Source organism: Pseudomonas sp. PvP100 (assembly GCF_017833055.1).
Taxonomy (GTDB): Bacteria; Pseudomonadota; Gammaproteobacteria; order Pseudomonadales; family Pseudomonadaceae; genus Aquipseudomonas; species Aquipseudomonas syringae.
This window is the reverse complement of the sequence record NZ_JAFIBO010000001.1, coordinates 2,799,103-2,816,290: the sequence shown is the minus strand read 5'-3', so window position 1 is coordinate 2,816,290 and position 17,188 is coordinate 2,799,103. Positions and strand designations below refer to the sequence as shown.

16 protein-coding genes are annotated in these 17,188 nt (G+C 61.0%); 7 read left to right on the top strand and 9 right to left on the bottom strand.

What is annotated here, in order from left to right:
* The first annotated feature begins 29 nt into the window (after nucleotides 1-29).
* Nucleotides 30-2,300, top strand: a complete 2,271-nt coding sequence (locus tag JOE39_RS11930) for a molybdopterin guanine dinucleotide-containing S/N-oxide reductase (protein WP_210077330.1) — start codon at nucleotides 30-32, stop codon at nucleotides 2,298-2,300.
* Nucleotides 2,301-2,306: 6 nt separating this feature from the next.
* Here JOE39_RS11930 and JOE39_RS11925 read toward each other — a convergent pair whose 3' ends face one another.
* From JOE39_RS11925 to JOE39_RS11910, 4 genes are all read right to left on the bottom strand, one after another.
* Nucleotides 2,307-3,500 carry an acyl-CoA dehydrogenase family protein gene (locus JOE39_RS11925; protein WP_032661205.1) on the bottom strand — a complete coding sequence of 398 codons (1,194 nt, stop codon included), beginning with the start codon at nucleotides 3,498-3,500 and terminating at the stop codon, nucleotides 2,307-2,309.
* A gap of 21 nt (nucleotides 3,501-3,521) precedes the next feature.
* Nucleotides 3,522-4,511 (bottom strand): ABC transporter substrate-binding protein, encoded by a 990-nt coding sequence (locus tag JOE39_RS11920; RefSeq protein ID WP_032661208.1) that lies wholly within the window; start codon nucleotides 4,509-4,511, stop codon nucleotides 3,522-3,524.
* Between the two features lie 224 nt (nucleotides 4,512-4,735).
* Entirely contained in the window at nucleotides 4,736-6,319 is a 1,584-nt protein-coding gene (locus JOE39_RS11915; RefSeq protein WP_032661211.1) for a rhodanese-related sulfurtransferase, read from the bottom strand.
* Entirely contained in the window at nucleotides 6,316-6,924 is a 609-nt protein-coding gene (locus tag JOE39_RS11910; protein ID WP_032661213.1) for a cysteine dioxygenase, read from the bottom strand. Before JOE39_RS11910 ends, JOE39_RS11915 begins: the two co-directional genes overlap by 4 nt.
* A gap of 207 nt (nucleotides 6,925-7,131) precedes the next feature.
* Here JOE39_RS11910 and JOE39_RS11905 point away from each other — a divergent pair, with 207 nt between their 5' ends.
* Nucleotides 7,132-8,037: a LysR family transcriptional regulator gene (locus tag JOE39_RS11905; protein ID WP_032661215.1), complete on the top strand. Its 906-nt coding sequence runs from the start codon at nucleotides 7,132-7,134 to the stop codon at nucleotides 8,035-8,037.
* A 65-nt stretch (nucleotides 8,038-8,102) separates the two neighbouring features.
* On the opposite strand, the gene JOE39_RS11900 is transcribed toward JOE39_RS11905, so the two are convergent.
* A complete protein-coding gene (locus JOE39_RS11900) occupies nucleotides 8,103-9,191 on the bottom strand; it encodes an LLM class flavin-dependent oxidoreductase (protein WP_032661216.1) in 1,089 nt (362 codons plus the stop codon).
* 256 nt (nucleotides 9,192-9,447) lie between these two features.
* Here JOE39_RS11900 and JOE39_RS11895 point away from each other — a divergent pair, with 256 nt between their 5' ends.
* From JOE39_RS11895 to JOE39_RS11880, 4 genes are all read left to right on the top strand, one after another.
* Nucleotides 9,448-10,305 carry an ABC transporter permease subunit gene (locus tag JOE39_RS11895; RefSeq protein ID WP_003418024.1) on the top strand — a complete coding sequence of 286 codons (858 nt, stop codon included), beginning with the start codon at nucleotides 9,448-9,450 and terminating at the stop codon, nucleotides 10,303-10,305.
* 4 nt (nucleotides 10,306-10,309) lie between these two features.
* Nucleotides 10,310-11,134 (top strand): ABC transporter ATP-binding protein, encoded by an 825-nt coding sequence (locus tag JOE39_RS11890; RefSeq protein WP_032661217.1) that lies wholly within the window; start codon nucleotides 10,310-10,312, stop codon nucleotides 11,132-11,134.
* A gap of 51 nt (nucleotides 11,135-11,185) precedes the next feature.
* Nucleotides 11,186-11,488, top strand: coding sequence for a SelT/SelW/SelH family protein (locus JOE39_RS11885; protein WP_003314703.1), 303 nt, complete (start codon nucleotides 11,186-11,188; stop codon nucleotides 11,486-11,488).
* Nucleotides 11,489-11,581: 93 nt separating this feature from the next.
* Complete coding sequence (locus tag JOE39_RS11880; protein WP_003342638.1) at nucleotides 11,582-12,403, top strand: UDP-2,3-diacylglucosamine diphosphatase; 822 nt, start codon at nucleotides 11,582-11,584, stop codon at nucleotides 12,401-12,403.
* A 10-nt stretch (nucleotides 12,404-12,413) separates the two neighbouring features.
* On the opposite strand, the gene JOE39_RS11875 is transcribed toward JOE39_RS11880, so the two are convergent.
* Together JOE39_RS11875 and JOE39_RS11870 are read right to left on the bottom strand one after the other, a co-directional pair.
* Entirely contained in the window at nucleotides 12,414-12,725 is a 312-nt protein-coding gene (locus JOE39_RS11875) for a DUF962 domain-containing protein (RefSeq protein ID WP_003393857.1), read from the bottom strand.
* A gap of 198 nt (nucleotides 12,726-12,923) precedes the next feature.
* Complete coding sequence (locus JOE39_RS11870; protein WP_003314706.1) at nucleotides 12,924-14,378, bottom strand: TrkH family potassium uptake protein; 1,455 nt, start codon at nucleotides 14,376-14,378, stop codon at nucleotides 12,924-12,926.
* A gap of 173 nt (nucleotides 14,379-14,551) precedes the next feature.
* On the opposite strand from JOE39_RS11870, the gene JOE39_RS11865 reads away from it, so the two are divergent.
* Nucleotides 14,552-15,112, top strand: a complete 561-nt coding sequence (locus JOE39_RS11865) for a nitroreductase family protein (RefSeq protein WP_210077332.1) — start codon at nucleotides 14,552-14,554, stop codon at nucleotides 15,110-15,112.
* Here JOE39_RS11865 and JOE39_RS11860 read toward each other — a convergent pair whose 3' ends face one another.
* Nucleotides 15,113-16,462: a HAMP domain-containing sensor histidine kinase gene (locus JOE39_RS11860; RefSeq protein ID WP_032661218.1), complete on the bottom strand. Its 1,350-nt coding sequence runs from the start codon at nucleotides 16,460-16,462 to the stop codon at nucleotides 15,113-15,115.
* An 86-nt stretch (nucleotides 16,463-16,548) separates the two neighbouring features.
* A complete protein-coding gene (locus JOE39_RS11855; protein WP_210077335.1) occupies nucleotides 16,549-17,028 on the bottom strand; it encodes a Spy/CpxP family protein refolding chaperone in 480 nt (159 codons plus the stop codon).
* Nucleotides 17,029-17,188: the final 160 nt, after the last annotated feature.

Below are 17,188 nucleotides of genomic sequence, written 5' to 3'. Positions count from 1 at the left end.
TGCCACTGCGCCATCCGGGAGCCATCACCATGAGTTTCACATCATTGCACTGGGGCGCTTACCGCCCACAGGTCGAGGACGGCAAGCTGACCGGGCTGCTGCCGGCAGAATGGGACAAGGACCCGTCTCCGATCGGCGATTCGGTTGCCGAGGCCATTACCTCACCGACCCGCATCAGACGCCCGGCGATACGCCGCAGTTTTCTTCAGCAGGCCGGTGGACGGCCGGATCTGCGTGGTCAGGAGCCGTTCATCGAGGTTTCCTGGGAGGTCGCGCTGGATCTGGTCGCCAGCGAGTTGCAGCGAGTCCGGCACGAGCACGGCAATCAGGCTATTTTCGGCGGCAGCTATGGCTGGGGCAGCGCGGGGCGTTTTCATCACGCGCAAAGCCAGTTGCATCGCTTCCTTAACTGCATCGGCGGTTATGTGTTCAGTACCGATAGCTACAGTCTGGGTGCCGGGCGGGTACTGATGCCGCACATCGTCGGCAACATGGACTGGCTGCTGGCGGCGCATACCTCCTGGAAAAACCTGGCCGAGCATTGCGAGCTGTTCGTCGCGTTCGGTGGCTTGCCCGCCAAGAATGCCCAGACCAGCCCCGGTGGTGCCAGCGACCATCTGCTGGGCGACGCGCTACAGCGTATGTCCGATGCGGGCGTGCAGTTCGTCAATGTCAGCCCGCTGCGTGACGATCTGGTTGGCCCGACGCATAACCAGTGGCTGGCGGTACGTCCCGGCAGCGACACGGCGTTGATGATGGCGCTGTCCTGGGTGTTGATCAGCGAAGGGCTGCACAACGAGGATTTCGTCCAGCGCTATACCGTGGGCTATGCACGTTTTCGCGAGTACCTGCTGGGCCACACTGATGGCCAGCCGAAAGACCCGTGTTGGGCCGAGGCGCTGACCGATATTCCTGCGCAGCAGATTGTCGAGCTGGCCCGACGCATGGCCAGCAAGCGCACCATGATCAACGTCGCCTATTCATTGCAGCGTTCTATACACGGCGAGCAACCGTTCTGGATGACCGTGACTCTGGCTGCGCTGTTGGGGCAGATCGGTTTGCCCGGTGCCGGTTTCGGTCTGGGGTATGGCTGCATGAACAACACCGGCAGTGGCCGCAAAGCGTTCTCGGGGCCGCGCTTTTCCCAGGGCAGCAACCCGGTCAAGGCGTTCATTCCGGTCGCGCGGGTGACGGACATGTTGCTCAACCCCGGGACGCCCTTCGATTACAACGGGCAGCAACGCAGGTACCCGGACATTCGCCTGGTGTACTGGGCGGGTGGCAATATCTTTCACCATCATCAGGACCTCAATCGGCTGCTGGAGGCGTGGCAGCGGCCGCAAACTATCATCGTCCACGAGCAGTTCTGGACCGCCCAGGCACGCTATGCCGACATCGTGCTGCCGGCCACCACGGCCCTGGAGCGAAATGACATCGGCAGTTCGGCCTCCGACCGTTTCATGATCGCCATGCAGCAGGCGATCGAGCCCGTGGGAGAGTCGCGTGACGACTACTCGATTCTGGCCGCGCTGGCCGAACGGCTGGGGGTGGCACAAGCGTTTACCGAAGGTCGGGATGCGGGGGAATGGCTGCGCTTTATCTATGACGAGTCTCGGCAACGGGCCGAAACGTTTGGCATCACCCTGCCGGAGTTCGAGCAGTTCTGGCGTGACGGTGTACTGGAAATAGACTACCCGCACACCGACAACGTGCTGCTTGAATCCTTTCGTCATGACCCTGACGCGCATCCGTTGCCGACGCCGTCCGGGCGCATCGAAATTTTCTCCGAGCGCATCGCAGGCTTTGGCTATGCCGATTGTCCCGGTCACCCGGTGTGGCTGGAAAAGCCTGCGCCGACCCACGCGCTGCACCTGTTGTCCAACCAACCGAAAACCCGTTTGCACAGTCAGTACGACCACGGCAGTTACAGTCGCTCCTCGAAAATTCAGGCGCGCGAGCCGCTGACCCTTAATCCGCTGGATGCTCGCGCACGCGGGCTGGTCGATGGCGATGTGGTCAAGGTGTTCAACGAGCGTGGCGCGTTTCTGGCCGGGGTGATCGTGTCGGACGGCATTCGCCCCGGCGTAGTGCAGATTGCCACCGGGGCCTGGTTCGACCCGCTGGTGCATGGCGAGCGGGGCAGCCTGGAAAAACACGGCAACCCGAATGTGATCACCGAAGATGTGGGCGCCTCCAGCCTGTCGCAGGGCTGTTCAGCACAGACAGCATCGGTGGACATCGTCAAATGGGATCAGGACCTGCCGCCGGTGACGGCGTTCGAGCCGCCGTCACTGCTCTGACGCGTCTTATTGGTCTTTGCTGCGTGCCGCAAACGCCGCCTTGCCCACGCTGGCCAGCACCGCATCGTTCTGTGGGGTGTGCACCCGACCGCACAGGACGTTGCGGTAGTGGCGCTGCAACGGGTTGCTGCGTGACAGTCCCGGATTCCCCGAAGCCTCGATGGCCAGCTCTACCGCGCGGATGGCATTGCCGGTCACCAGGTATTTGATCTGCCCGGCGTGCTGGGCAGGTGTGTGCCCGTGAGCAGCCGATTGCAACAGGCTGCGATTGGCGAACAGCAGAGTATCGATCTGCCCGACGGTTTCCTGAAAGCGCGGCAGGGTCGACAGCGCCGCGCCAAGGTTGGAGGGTGTGCGCTGTTCCAGCCAGTGCACCAGCCAGTCGCGGGCGGATTGAGCGATGCCGTCGTAGACCGACGACAGCAGCACCGCCATCCACAGCAGGCCTGATCCATCCAGCTCGGATTGCGGTGCGCTCCACGGGCTGACGCTGACGGCGTGATCGAGTGGCACCAGCACGTTGTCGAATCTGACTTCGTGACTGCTGGTTGCACGCATGCCCAGATGGTCCCAGTCCTCAATGATGGTGATGCCCGGCGTGTCCTTGTGGACCAGCCAACTGCCCACCAGCGGGTCATCGTCATCGCTGCGCGCCCACACGGCAAACCAGGTCAGACCGTGGCTGCCGGTGGAGTAGATCTTGCTGCCGCTGATGCGCCAGCCTTGCGCGGTGCGGCGTGCGATGGTGCCTGGCAGGCCGCCCCGCGCGGGCGTTCCCAGATCGGGCTCGACGCGCAGAGCGTTGATCAACGCGCCCTCACGCACGGCCTGTTCGGCCACCTGCACGCGCAGATGGTTCGGCCAGTTGCGGTTCTCCTGCAGCCTCGAATGCTGCAGGTATTGCATGACCAGAATCAGCGCCGTCGACGGCTCTCCCCGGGCCACCGCGCTGATCACCTGTTGAGCGCGGGGCAAGTCGGCACCGCCGCCGCCCAGTGCGGTCGGAACCGTCAGGCCAAGCAGGCCGTGAGCGTGCAGCAGTTGGAAGTTGGCATGGGGAAATTGCGCGCTGATATCGTATTGCTCGGCGGTTTCGGCCAGCGCTGCGGTCAGTTCTGCCAGCCGTTTACTGAAGTCCTCGGCGGACTCGTGCGCTTCATGCAACTGGTGCGGGATAGGGCGCAGGGTCGAGAGTGTCATGCGGGGTCCTTTTCGCAGCGTTTATTGAGCGGTGGCCTGCGCGATCTGCGCGCGCGACGCGTTGAAGCTTTTGTCGAAGCCTGTCGAAACGTCGATCCGCTTGCTTAGAATGCCTTCAGCCAGGTAAGTGTCTGCAGTGTTTTGCAGGCCCTGGACAATCTGGTCGTCAATCGGCGTGCGCTGCATTTTCGTCGCCTTGGCCACTGCGAGGTGCACCGCCAGGGGCAGGCCGGTGACTTTCGCCTGGGCCGCCGCGTACTCCTCGGGATGGGCGTTGGACCAGTTGAAAGCGCGCTCCACACGGGCAACGAAATCATCCAGTTGCGCGCGTTTGCCTTCGATGGCCTTGCTGGTTGCGGCAAGGTAGAGATGGTTGCTCAGCAGCTCGCTGCCACTGACCAGCACCCGCGCGTCGCTTTGCGTGATGGAGATCGTGGTGTACGGGTCCCATGTCGCCCAGGCGTCGGCATCGCCACTGTCCAGCAGCAGACGCGATTCGCTGGGCAGCAGATTGATGAAGGTAACATCACTGGTTTTCAGCCCTGCCTCATGCAAGGCGCGGATCGCCAGATAGTGGCCGATGGAGCCGCGTCCGGTGACGATGCGCTTGCCCTTGAGGTCGGCAACGGTCTTGATCGGCGAGTTTTTCGGCACCAGCACCGCAGTGGTGAAGCGGCCTTGGGCGTGGGTGATGCTGACCACTTTCAAGGGTGCACCCGCCCCCAGAGCGAATACATAGGGCGCATCACCCAGCGCACCGATATCCACCGCGCCCGCATTCAGCGCCTCTCCCAAGGGCGCCGCTGCGGGAAACTCGGAAAACTGAATCTCGTAAGGCACGTCCTTGAGCTCACCGGAAACCTGCAGCAGGGTTTTCAGCAACGACTTCTGATTGGCGACCAGCAGCGGCGCCTGCTCGGCAGCCACCACCTGCTGACCTGCCATGACGCTCAACAGCGCGCCCAGCAACAGGCTTTTGAAGGGCAGGGGGGATTTGAAAAAAGGCAGCATTTAAGTGTGTCTCCAATAGGGTGATGAATAGTCCTGATGAGCCTTTGACGCTTGTGCCAATACGCCTCACCTTTAGAGTCGGACGCAGCCTTGTGGGAGCGAGCTGGCTCGCGAAGACCCTGTTCCAGACGCAGAAAATGCACTGAATGTAGCGCCCTCTTCGCGAGCAAGCTCGCTCCCACTTGGCGCTTGTGCCAATGCGCTGCGCGGTGTACTCAACGGCATCAAATCACGTAAAACCCGTGTGTTCCGTCACGTCCCAGCTGCTCCACCAGGCCGAATTCCCAGTCCAGATACGCCTGCATGGCTTCGCGCGGTGCGTCGGTGCCTTCGTACGGGCGGCGGTAGCGATCGATGCGTGGCGAGGCCAGTCGGCTTTCGCCGTGCTCCAGCGGCAGGCAGGCCTTGATCCAGCTGGCGGTGCCGCCTTCGAGCAGAAACACCGGCTTGTCGGTCAACGCTTCCAGGTCGGCCACGGCAAAGCGCGCCAGACGGCTGCTGCCGCAGGTCAAGACATAGCGGTCAGCTGCCGGCAGCTTGCCCAGCACCTGCTTCAGGTCGGCACGCAAGGTCCACCAGGCACCGGGGATATGCTGTTTGACATAGTTGGCGCTGGCGGTGAAATCCAGCACCGCCACGTTTACCTGTTTCTGCCATTGAGTAAGGGTCTCGACGCTGATCGCCTCGACCTGCGGCGGCGTCGGGAAGGGCGCGTCCCAGTCGCCCTGTTCGCTGAAATCCGCTGCCTCCAGGTCATCAATCACCGACGCGTCCCAGCCCAACTGCGCCAGCCAGGAGGCCGACATGTTGGCGCGCACGCCGTCGTCGTCCAGCAGCGCGATTCGCGCACCGCGGACGCTGGCGAAATGATCGGTTTCCTGCACCAGTTGCCCACCCGGTGTGGAACGCGCGCCGGGCAGGTGGCCTTTGGCAAACTCTTCCGGGGTACGTACATCGAACAGGTAAGTGGTACGTGAAGCCTCGGCTTGCCAGCGTTGCAGATCAGCACGGCTGGCTCGTTTGACCTTGGCTCGATCGGCCACCTGGCGCGCATCGGCACTGGCGGTTTCGCGGGTCTCTTCACTGACTGCCGCAAAACGCCGGTTCTGGCCATGGTCCAGCGTCTGGCCGGCCAGCAGCCAGCCAATGGTGCCATTGCGCAGTGCGTTGATCGGATTGGGCAGGCCCGCGTTGACCAGCGACTGGGTGCCGATGATGCTGCGCGTGCGACCCGCACAATTGACGATGATTCGAGTAGTGGGATCCGGTGCCAGCTCACGTGCCCGCAGCACCAGTTCGGCGCCCGGTACGCTGATGCCGCCTGGAATGCTCATGGTCTGGTATTCGTCATAGCGCCGGGCATCGAGCACCACCACGTCGGCATTGCTGTCGATCAGGCGCTTGACCTCTTCTGCGGCCAGCGACGGGGTGGCGCGGTGATGCTCCACCAGCTCGCCAAACGCCTTGCTCGGCACATTCACGTCGATGAACAGCTCGCCGCCAGCCGCGCGCCAGCCCTGGAGGCCGCCGTCGAGCAGTTTCACGTCGCTGTAGCCCAGTGTCTGCAGGCGCTGCAGGGCGATCTGCGCCAGACCTTCGCCATCGTCGTAAAGGGTCACGGCCGTGTCGCGTCGCGGGATGCGGGAGAAAATCTCCAGCTCCAGCTTCGACAGCGGGATGTTCACGGCAAACAGCGGATGAGCCTGGGCAAAGGGGGCCTCTTCGCGGACATCTACCAAGGCCAGCTCCTGGCGGTCCAGCAAGGCCTGGCGAATGTCGGCGAATGATCGGGTGGCAGGTGTGGTCATGGGGTCGGGCTCCCTGTTGGCTGATCCTGATGGGCGGTGGCGGTGGCGTTCGAATAGCCGGAGATGAACAGTTTTTCGGTGCCGTCGAGGTCATAGACCGCACGCTTCACAGTGCCGATATCGGCGCCGTAAACGTGGATGCTGATCGACACCTGATCGTTGAAGGCGTTGCTGACCTGATGGACATCATTGCTGTGCGGTGACAACGCCTCGACCTGGCCGGGTTGCAGGCGAATCGCCGGGCCGCTGGTTTCCAGGTGCCCTTGCGCGTTGCGAAGGTAGCCCTGGGAATCTTCCGCGCCGCGCAGCATGCCGATCAGCCCCCACACGCGGTGGTCGTGAATAGGTGTGCGTTGGCCAGGCCCCCAGACGAAACTGACTACCGAAAAACGCTGCTGTGGATCGGCATGCAGCAGAAATTGCTGATAGCGGTTGGCGTCGGGTACGGTAAATTCTTCTGCCAGCCAGTCATCGTGGCTGACCAGTTGCGCCAGCAGCTTGCCGCCGCGGCGCAACAGATCGCCTTCATGCGGCTCGCTGCCAAGCAGTTCGGTGAGTGCATCGATAAAGGCCCCGAGTCGCTCGGGGTGTCGGTTCTGAGTCATGTCCATTTCCAGATCAAAGTCAGGGAATGGTTCGATATAAGCATAATATACATATTTAATATGCTATTTTTTAATGATTAGGTTATAACGAAAACGTCTGTTACTTGTTTGTCGTAATCCGCGAAATCTACGCTCGGGCTATCCATGAGCGCCTGCTGGTACTATGCTTTTTGCCTATGTTTAATCTCTTTTTTATGTGCGGTCCGAATGAAAATTGATGATATCGATGCGTTCGTTGCAGTCATCCGCTGCCAGTCGATCAGCCACGCCGCTGAATCGCTGGACCTGACCCAGCCCGCCATCACGCGTCGGGTGCAGAATTTCGAGCAAGCCCTCGGGGTCGAGCTGTTCGACCGCAATACCAAACCGCTCAAGCCGACTCCGATGGGTCTTCAGGTGTACCAGAAGTGCCTGGCGATCCTGCGCGAGATGGATTCGTTGCGCGAGCTGGTGGCCAGTGACACGCCGCCCAGCGGTCTGTTGCGTCTGGGCGTGCCGCAAACCATCGGTGACGTGGTGCTGCTCGATGCGCTCAAGCAATTGCGTGGGGAGTTTCCCGATCTGCGCGCCCAGGTCAGCACCGGTTGGGGCAGCCACCTGATCGGCAAGATCGAAAACGGCGAGCTGGATGCAGCGGCTGCGCTGTTTCCGGCAGGCAAGATATTTCCAGACAACATCATTGGTCAGTCGATTGGCAAGATGGAGCTGGTGGTGGTCTGCGCCAAGGGGCTGGCCCCGAAAAAGCCCGGCAAGCTGGCGGATTGTTATGAGCAGGGCTGGGTGCTTAATCCGGACGGCTGCGGTTTTCGTGCAGGCTTGCAGCGCACGCTGACCGATCAGGGCTTGAGCATGAAGGTCAATCTGGAAACTTTCGGCACCGAGCTGCAACTCGGGCTGGTGGCCGACGGCATGGGGCTTGGCCTGGTGCCCCATCCGCTGCTGGAACGCAGCGCGCACCGCGAGCAGTTGGTGGCGCTGCTGCTCAAGGACTTCAAGCCGGTAATGGACTTGTGGCTGTTCTACCCGCGCTTTCTCGGTAACCTGCAAGCGCCGGTGGAAGCCTTTGGCACACTGGTGGCTCGGTCGCTCAAGCCGGTCTCGGCAGCCGCCTGAACAGCGCATTGCGGGCAGGCGGTCTGGCGTTGGGCGTCAGACCGGCCCGCAGGATATAGGTTGAATCAGGCGACCTGTTCGCGAGCCTGCTGTTCACGTTGCGCCACCAATGCGCGGGTCAGCGGGATAAGCTTCTTGCCGTAGTCGATGGCATCTTCCAGTGGATCGAAGCCGCGAATCAGGAAGGTGGTAATCCCCAGATCGTAGTAGTCCAGCAGCGCTTCAGCGACCTGTTCCGGGGTGCCAACCAGCGAGGTCGAGTTGCCCTGTGCGCCGAGCAGGCCGGCGATGCCTGTCCACAGGCGCTTGTCCAGGCGCGATCCTTGTGCAGCAGCGGCCAGCAGGCGGCGTGATCCTTCATTCGGCGGTTCGCGACGTACAAAGCCGTTGCGGTCTGCCAGGGCCTTGGCCTTTTCCAGAATACTGTCGGCACGTGCCCAGGCCTGTTCCTCGGTCTCTGCCAGAATCGGACGCAATGACAGGCTGAAACGAATGGTCCGCCCATGTTTGGCGGCTTCGGCGCGGACCTGTTTCACCACGTCACGCACCTGCTCGTATGTCTCGCCCCACAATGCATAAACATCGGCGTGTTTACCCGCCACAGCAATTGCCGCCGCCGAGGAACCACCGAAGTACAGAGGGATATGTGGCTGCTGTGGGGATTTGACCAACGAGTGCGCACCCTCAAGCTGGTAGTAGGTGCCGTTATGATCGAACGGCTTGTCGCTGGTCCATTCCTGACGCACCACGCTGAGGTATTCGTCGCTGCGTGCGTATCGATCGTCCTTGCCGATATGGCTGCCGTCGGCGCGCAGTTCCTTGTCGTCACCGCCGGTGATGATATGCACGGCAGTGCGGCCGCCATTGAACACGTCCAGCGTCGCGAACTGCCGTGCGGCCACCGTGGGCGCGATGAAGCCGGGGCGATGGGCGACCAGAAACTTCAGTTTGGTGGTGACGCTGGCGGCATGCGCTGCGACCAGCGTGCTGTCCGGGCTGTTGGAGTGGTAGGCAATAAGCGCGCGATCAAAACCGGCATCTTCATGAGCCTTGGCCACGGTCTTCACGTAGTCGGGCTGGATGGCCGCGCCGCTGCGCGGGTGAATTTCAGAACCGGGTTGCGTGGCGATATAGCCAATGAATTCGATGCTCATGAAAACTCCTGCCAATGGTTGAGGTCCGTTCGACCTTGTCGAGAGGCACCATAAGGGCAAGGGGCAGACGCTGTGAAATTCGATTTCGGTCTAAGTTAATTATAAAAAATATGCATTATATTTATTTGTTTGATCAAATATTCTGACTATTAGCTTAGGTCTAAATCGAATTTCACGCAGCGTTCTTATGCTAATAGCATTGCCCTCATAATGTATCGGGTGCGTCCTGCCCGGTTTGTCCAGGAAGGATGTGCCCATGTCTGACACAACGCTGAACCTCGCAGAACCCGGTTTTCTGGTGGTCAACAAACCCGAACAGAGCCGCATCTCGCAATCGGTTCGCCCGCGCTGGCAAGTGCCGGGTTTTGTCTTGCGTCTGCTCAGCCCGCTGGTGCTGTTGCTGCTCTGGGAGCTGGCCTCACAAACCGGTCTGCTGCCAGTCCGCGTGATTGCCGCGCCGTCGCAGATCGGCGGTACGCTCTGGTCGATGATCGTTTCGGGCGAACTGGCCCACCACTTGTGGGTTTCGTTGCAACGGGCACTGTTGGGCTTGAGCATTGGCGTCAGCATCGGCGTGGTCGCTGCGCTGGTGACCGGGCTTTCCCGACGCGGCGAAATCGTTCTCGACTCGCCCATGCAGATGTTGCGCACCATTCCCTCGCTGGCACTGGTGCCACTGTTCATCCTCTGGTTCGGCATTGGCGAGTTCACCAAAGTGGCGCTGATCGTCATGGGCACCACCTTTCCGGTGTACCTGAACCTGTTTTCCGGCATCCGCAATATCGACCCGAAACTCATTGAGGCTGCCAATACGCTCGGCTTGAGCCGCCGCGAGCTGATCTGGCACGTCATCCTGCCCGGCTCGTTGCCTGCGTTTTTTGTCGGGCTGCGCTATTCACTGGGTATTTCGTGGCTGGCCCTGGTCTTTGTCGAGCAAATCAACACCACCGCTGGCATCGGTTATCTGGCCAGTGATGCGCGGGACTTCATGCGCACTGATGTAATCGTTATCTGCCTGTTGATCTACAGCGTCCTTGGCCTGGTGATCGACGCCATCATTCGCACGCTGGAGCGCTATGCGCTGGCTTGGCGACCGACCTTCGTGAGGCATTGAACACATGGCGACTCCTGATCTGCGCAACACTCCATTCGTCGTCCCCCAAGCGGGGCAGGCGCCTGTACAACTGCGCGACGTGGTGCGCCAGTTTGGTCGGCAACGGGTCATCGACGGGCTGAATCTGGATATTGCTCCGGGCGAATTTGTCGCCTTGCTCGGGGCCAGTGGCTCCGGCAAGACCACCTTGCTGCGCACTCTGGCCGGGCTGGACGAGATCGACAGCGGTGAGCTCCGTGTGCCGGTCGCGCGTGCGGCGGTTTTTCAAGAGCCGCGCCTGATGCCGTGGAAAAACGCGTGGAAAAACGTGGTTCTCGGCCTGCGCATCAACGATGCCAAGGCTCGGGCTGAAGCGGCATTGACCGAAGTTGGCCTGGCGCATCGGCTGAATGCCTTTCCGGCCACCTTGTCCGGTGGCGAAGCGCAGCGTGTGGCGCTGGCGCGGGGGCTAGTCCGTGAGCCAAAACTGTTGTTGCTCGACGAGCCTTTTGCCGCACTCGATGCGTTGACGCGCATTCGCATGCATCAACTGATCATCGACCTGTGGCGCAAACACACCCCGGCGGTGCTGCTGGTGACGCATGATGTCGATGAGGCGATCCTGCTCGCTGACCGGGTCATCGTGCTGGCCGACGGCAAGATTGCCGACGACATCCGCGTCGACCTGCCGCGTCAGCGCGACAGCGGGCAGGCCGGGTTCCAACTGATTCGAAGCCGCTTGCTGGGCTTGCTGGGCGTCAAGGTGAACGCAGCTGCCGATACCGCTCCGCAAGCACCGGAGCAGGACGTAACGCTCAGCGCACTGCGCCGCTTTGCCAACGCTCGTTGATTCGGCGCACGCTGCGTATCATGGTCGTCTGAATTTCCGAAGGGGACGCCCATGTCTGTCGAAAAGCCTGAAGTCATCATCACCTATTGCATTCAATGCCAGTGGCTATTGCGCGCCGCCTGGCTGGCCCAGGAACTGCTGAGCACATTCAGTGATGATCTGGGTAAAGTCTCGCTGCAGCCAGGCACCGGCGGCGTGTTCCGTATTACCTGTGACGGCGTACAACTCTGGGAACGCAAGGCCGATGGCGGCTTTCCCGAAGCCAAGGTGCTCAAGCAGCGGCTGCGTGACCAGATCGATCCGGCCCGCGACCTGGGCCACAACGACCGCCATACTCCGGCAGACCCTCAGTAATACAGGGCAACTGTCACGACATCGCCACGCACGTGTCACATTCGGTTAACCGGCATGCTCCACTCTTCTGGAAACCCTGCCGGAGGTCTTCACATGACCAGTGCTCAGCTCGCCACACCCAGCCGCAAACAGCGCGTGCGCACCTTGTGGATTTCCGACGTTCATCTGGGCACACGTGATTGCCAGGCCGAGCACCTTTCCGCTTTTCTCAAGCGCTATCAGGCTGACAAGGTGTACCTGGTCGGCGACATCATCGATGGCTGGAAACTGCGCGGCGGCATGTACTGGCCACAAGCACACACCAACGTGATTCGCCGCTTGCTGACCATGAGCAAGCGCGGCACCGAAGTCATTTACGTCACCGGCAATCACGATGAATTCCTGCGCCGTTACTCCAAGCTGGTGCTGGGCAACATCCAGTTGGTAGACGAAGTCGAACACGTGACGGCCGATGGACGTCGTTTTCTGGTCATTCACGGCGACCAGTTCGACGTGATCACCCGATACCACCGCTGGCTGGCCTTTCTGGGCGACTCGGCCTATGAATTCACCCTGACCCTCAACCGCTGGCTCAACCACTGGCGCGCCAAGTACGGCTATGGCTACTGGTCGCTGTCGGCGTACCTCAAGCACAAGGTCAAGAGTGCGGTGAATTTCATCAGCGATTTTGAAGAAGCCATCGCCCACGAATGCGTGAAGCGCGGGCTGGACGGCGTGGTCTGCGGGCACATCCACCATGCGGAAATTCGCCAGGTGGGCGGCGTGGAATATCTCAACTGCGGCGACTGGGTCGAATCCTGTACCGCCCTGATCGAACACCTGGACGGCAACATCGAACTGTTCCGTCTGGCGGATGCGCATTTGAAGGCGCAACAGGTTGCGGTCGAAGAACCCGCCAGCGAAACGCTTGCCTGAAGCAACCGGCCTAGAACGGCACCTTGCCCAAGAGCATGTCGCGATACATCACGAAGTCGCCGAGCAGACTGTAAAACGGATGCTTGAACGTGGCCGGGCGGTTCTTCTCGAAGAAGAAATGCCCGGCCCACGCGAAGCCGTAACCCGCAACCGGCAACAACCACAACAACCCCCAGCGGCCGCTGCCCACACCAAACGCCAGCAGGAAAATCACCAGAGACGTACCGACAAAATGCAGACGCCGGCTGGTAGCGCTGCTGTGCTCGGCAAGATAGAAAGGATAGAACTCGGCAAAGCTCGAAAAACGCCTGATGGTATCCACGGTGCCTGTCCTCGTGTGGGTTCTTATTGTTATACACAAATTTAGCCGACTGTCGTGCCGATGTGGAGCATTCGAGTCGTGCTCATGTTTACGACTATCGTGCCAATGCTCTGCGTTGGCACGCAGTTCGTGACGTTCCGCGTTACAAATCCAAGATGCGAAACACCGTCATGCCTTACCCGCGGCCTCTGCCAGGCCTCAATGCCGCCAGAATGCCGGTACACAGAGCACCAGCACAGTAATGATTTCCAGACGGCCAAGCAGCATGCCGCCGGACAGAATCCATTTGGCCGCATCCGGCAGGGTAGAGAAATTACCCGCCGGCCCGATGACCTCACCCAGCCCTGGCCCTACACCCGATACCGTACTGGCAGCGCCGGTCAGCGCCGTCATCCAGTCCAGCCCGAGCAGCGACAGCATCAGCGCGATCAGACAGATAGTGATCGTGAAGAAAAACGAAAAGGTCAGGATCGAGCGCACGATCTCATCGTCCAGCCTATGGCCATTGTATTTCTGCTTCATCACCGCGCGCGGATGGATCAGTTGATTGAGGTTGGTCTTGAGCAGAATGTAGGCCACCTGAAAACGGAAGATCTTCACTCCGCCGGCTGTCGAGCCAGAACAGCCGCCGATAAAGCCCAGATAAAAGAACAGCATCAGCGAGAAATTACCCCACAGGCTGTAGTCACCCAGTGCAAAACCCGTCGTCGTCACCACCGAGGTCACGTTCAGCGCGACATGGCGCAGCGCCTCGGTCCACGGCAGGTCCGTGGTATTGGCGTACCAGACCGTCATGACCAGCCAAGTGATCAACAGCAGCCCGATCAGGCCCTGAACCTGCTCATCCTTGATCAACGCCTTGCGGTTGCCACGCAATGTCGCGACATACAGGGTAAAGGGCAGGCTGCCGAGGATCATCACCACGATCGCCACCCAATGCACCGCCGGTTGCGGCCATTTGGCCAACGACTGGTCGGAGGTGGAGAAGCCGCCTGTGGAAATCGCCGACATCGCATGGTTGATCGCGTCGAACAGACTCATGCCCGCCGCCCAGAAAGCCAGACTGCCCAGCGCGGTAAAGCCGACATAGGCGAGCACGATGAACTTGGCCACCATGTGCGAGCGGGGCATGACCTTTTCCGAGCGGTCCGAGGACTCGGTCTGAAACAGACGCATGCCGCCGATGCGCAGCAGGGGCAGAATCGCCACGGCCATACCGATGAAGCCGATACCGCCCAGCCAGTGCAGCATTGAGCGCCAGATCAGAATGCCCGGCGACATGCTGTCCAGATGGCTGAGTACTGTCGAGCCGGTGGCCGTGATGCCGGACATGCTCTCGAAGAACGAGTCGGTGTAACTGATGTGCTGGGTCAGCAGAAAGGGCAGGGCGGCGAAAATGCACACCACAATCCAGCTGGAGACGGTCAGCATGTACATGTCCCGAGGGCGCAACTGAACGTTGTCGGGGCGTCCGGGCACCACCAGCGCCAGACCGGCGATAAAGGTGATGGCGCTGGCCCAGAGAAACTCGCGCAGATCTTCGAAACGGTCGTAGATGACCAGCGTGGCCATGGGCACGATCATGGCGACAGCCAGGGTGATCAGGAAGATGCCGATAATGAAACCGATGATACGCAAGGTCGGCAACGACATGACAGGCTCTGGCTGGTGTGAGGAAAGGCGCCATTCTACCTGCGCTTGAAGGCATGTAAACCGGCGCGGCCGAGGAGCGTCTGCAAGCGCAGAGGTAACGAATTGTGCGTCGCACTCGTTATTGACGCTAAACAGGCTCTAGAATGCTCGATCACTTTTCAAGGAGACAGTCCATGCAGGCGCTCGACGTTTTGCTCAATCGTGTATCGGTTCCACGACTGGTCGACCCGGCCCCGGACGCTGCGCAGCGGGAAATCCTGTTCGGTGCTGCATTGCGCGCGCCGGATCATGGACAGCTCAAGCCGTATCGTTTTCTGACGGTTGAAGGCGCGGCCCGTGAGCGCATGGGCGAGATGCTGGCGCATTCGCTGCAGGAGAGTGGTGCTGAAGTGACCCCGCAGGCGCTGGAAAAGGCCCGTCTTGGCCCATTGCGCGCACCTTTGGTGGTGGTCGTGATCGCGCGCTTGCAGGACCACTTCAAAGTCCCGCACTCGGAACAACGGATCACCGCCGGATGCGCCGCCCATGGCGTGTTGCTGGCAGCGTATGCACTGGGTATCGGTGCGGTCTGGAGGACTGGCGAGCTGTCCTATGCGCCACAGGTAGCCAAGGGCTTCGGCCTTGAAGCCGGCGAAGAAGTGCTCGGCTTTCTGTACCTGGGCACCCCGCTGAACCCGCCGCGCGAAGCACCAAAAGTCGATGTGGGCGGGTTTGTCAGCGAGTGGCAGGGCTGATCAGACAGCCGACGAACTGAGCGGCTCTCTGGGCAGATCCAGTGTGGCGATAAACCCGCCGTCCGGGTGATTGCCCAGCATAAGAGTGCCGCCATGTCGTTCCGCTGCGCGTTTGGCGATCGCCAGTCCCAAGCCGTGACCCGGGGTGGTCTGGCCGGGGGCTCGGTAAAACGGCTCGCCCAGTTGCGTCAGGTGTTCGTCGGCAACGCCCGGGCCATGATCGCGAACGCTCAGACGGATGTGATCGCCGACCTGAGTTGCCTGCAGATCGATGCGCTGGCCGCTCGGGTTGAAGCGCAGCGCGTTGCGCAGCAGGTTGTCCAGCGCCCGTTCGATCATGTCCGGCCAGCCTTTGAACTGCAGGTTGTCCTGCACATCAATGTGAATATTCTGCTCGACACCGTCCAGCTGTGTGTCGCTCTTCAAGCGCTGCAGCAGCGCTTCGAGGTCGACGGGCTCCGGGCCGCGAAGCTCTGCGTCGAGGCGTGCCAGGGCCAGGATCTCGCTGATCAGCGCCTCCAGTCGGTCACATTCACGGCCCAGCCGTGGCCAAAGCTTTTCACGCTCGGCAGGCTCCGCACGTTCAGCCAACGCAAGGGCGATGCGCAACCGGGCCAGCGGCGAGCGCAGTTCATGAGACACATCGCGCAGCAACTGGCGCTGGCTGCCAATCAGGCTTTGCAGGCGCGCACCCATGCGGTTGAAGTCCTTGGCCAGCACGCCGAACTCATCACGCCGGTTGGCCAGTTGTCCGAGGCTGTGCTGTTGATAGCTGGTTTGCCCCAGATCGTGCACTGCGCCGCGCAGGCGACTCAGCGGTCGGGTAATCGACAGCGTCACGAACAGGCTGAACAGGGTCAGGACCACCAGTGCAATGCCCAGCGCGCTCAATGGCCACATCAGACTCTGACGGTGCCACTCGTCGAGCTCCGGGTGCGGAACGCGGTAGATGAACAGGTAGGTTTCGCCGGTCTTCGGGCTGCTGTACTCGGTGGCCAGACGGCGCCAGGGCAGTTTGCGCCCCTGCTCGTCGTCTTCCCGCTGCCGTGCTTCCAGGGCGGCGGCGCGCGGCGGGAAGGTGCCACGCACCATGGGCTCGCCGCTTTCGCTGAGCACTTGAGTGTCGATACGATTGCGTCGTTTGATGTCCTGAAGAAATTCCTGAGCGTTATCCGCTCCCTTGTCCTCGAAGCGTTGTGTCCACTGTTCGGGCAACGAGTTGAGCACCGGGTGACGACTGAGGATCCACGCATCCTGATTGAGCATATGCCCCATGAGCACCGACAGGCCGCCTACCAGAGCGATGGCCAGCCAGAAGCTGGCCAGGATTCGCCAGAACAATGAACGCACGGGATTTCCTCGGTCTCAGTAAAAAAGCCCGGCATGCGTGCGCATGCCGGGTTGTGTTCAACTCATCGGGCCGCGAGGCCTGATGTTTACAGCGCTTTTGCTGCTTTTGCCGCTTTCCAGGCCTTGAACTCGGCCCATTCGGCGCGACGTTCATCTTCTTTCTTCTTGATTTCGTCAAACTGCTTCTGCTGGTCAGGCCTCAGCAGTGCACGAACTTCGCTGTCGGTCTTGGAGCGTTTGGCTTCGATTTCGTCATGCATTGCTTTCTGGTCGGCAGCAGGCATTTTTTCCAGGTAGCTTTGGGTGATTTCGCGGCGCTCGTGTCGTTGCTCGCGCATCAAACGTTCGATCTGCTGACGCTGTTCACGTGTCAGGTCCAGCTCACCCATCGGTCCCATCGGGCCAGGGCCGCGGTCCATACGTGGGCCAGGGCCGCGGTCATCGCGATCCATGTGCATGGCAGGTCCGTCAGCATCCGGGCCACCGGCAGGTGGCGGTGGTGGTGCGGCCATGGCGATGGTCGGCAGGGCAGTAGCAAACATCAAAGCGATCAGGGTCTTGCGCATTGTGTATCTCCTTGTCTCTAGTGCGGCTCGATGCCGATGAGCCCAGTTTAGGGAGATCAAGGTCAAGCGCAGTCAGCGCTTGGTAAAGCTTGTGTAAGGGTAATGGGCAGCTGCAAGTTGTCAGCTTCAAGCTTCAAGCTTCAAGCTTCAAGCCAGAAGC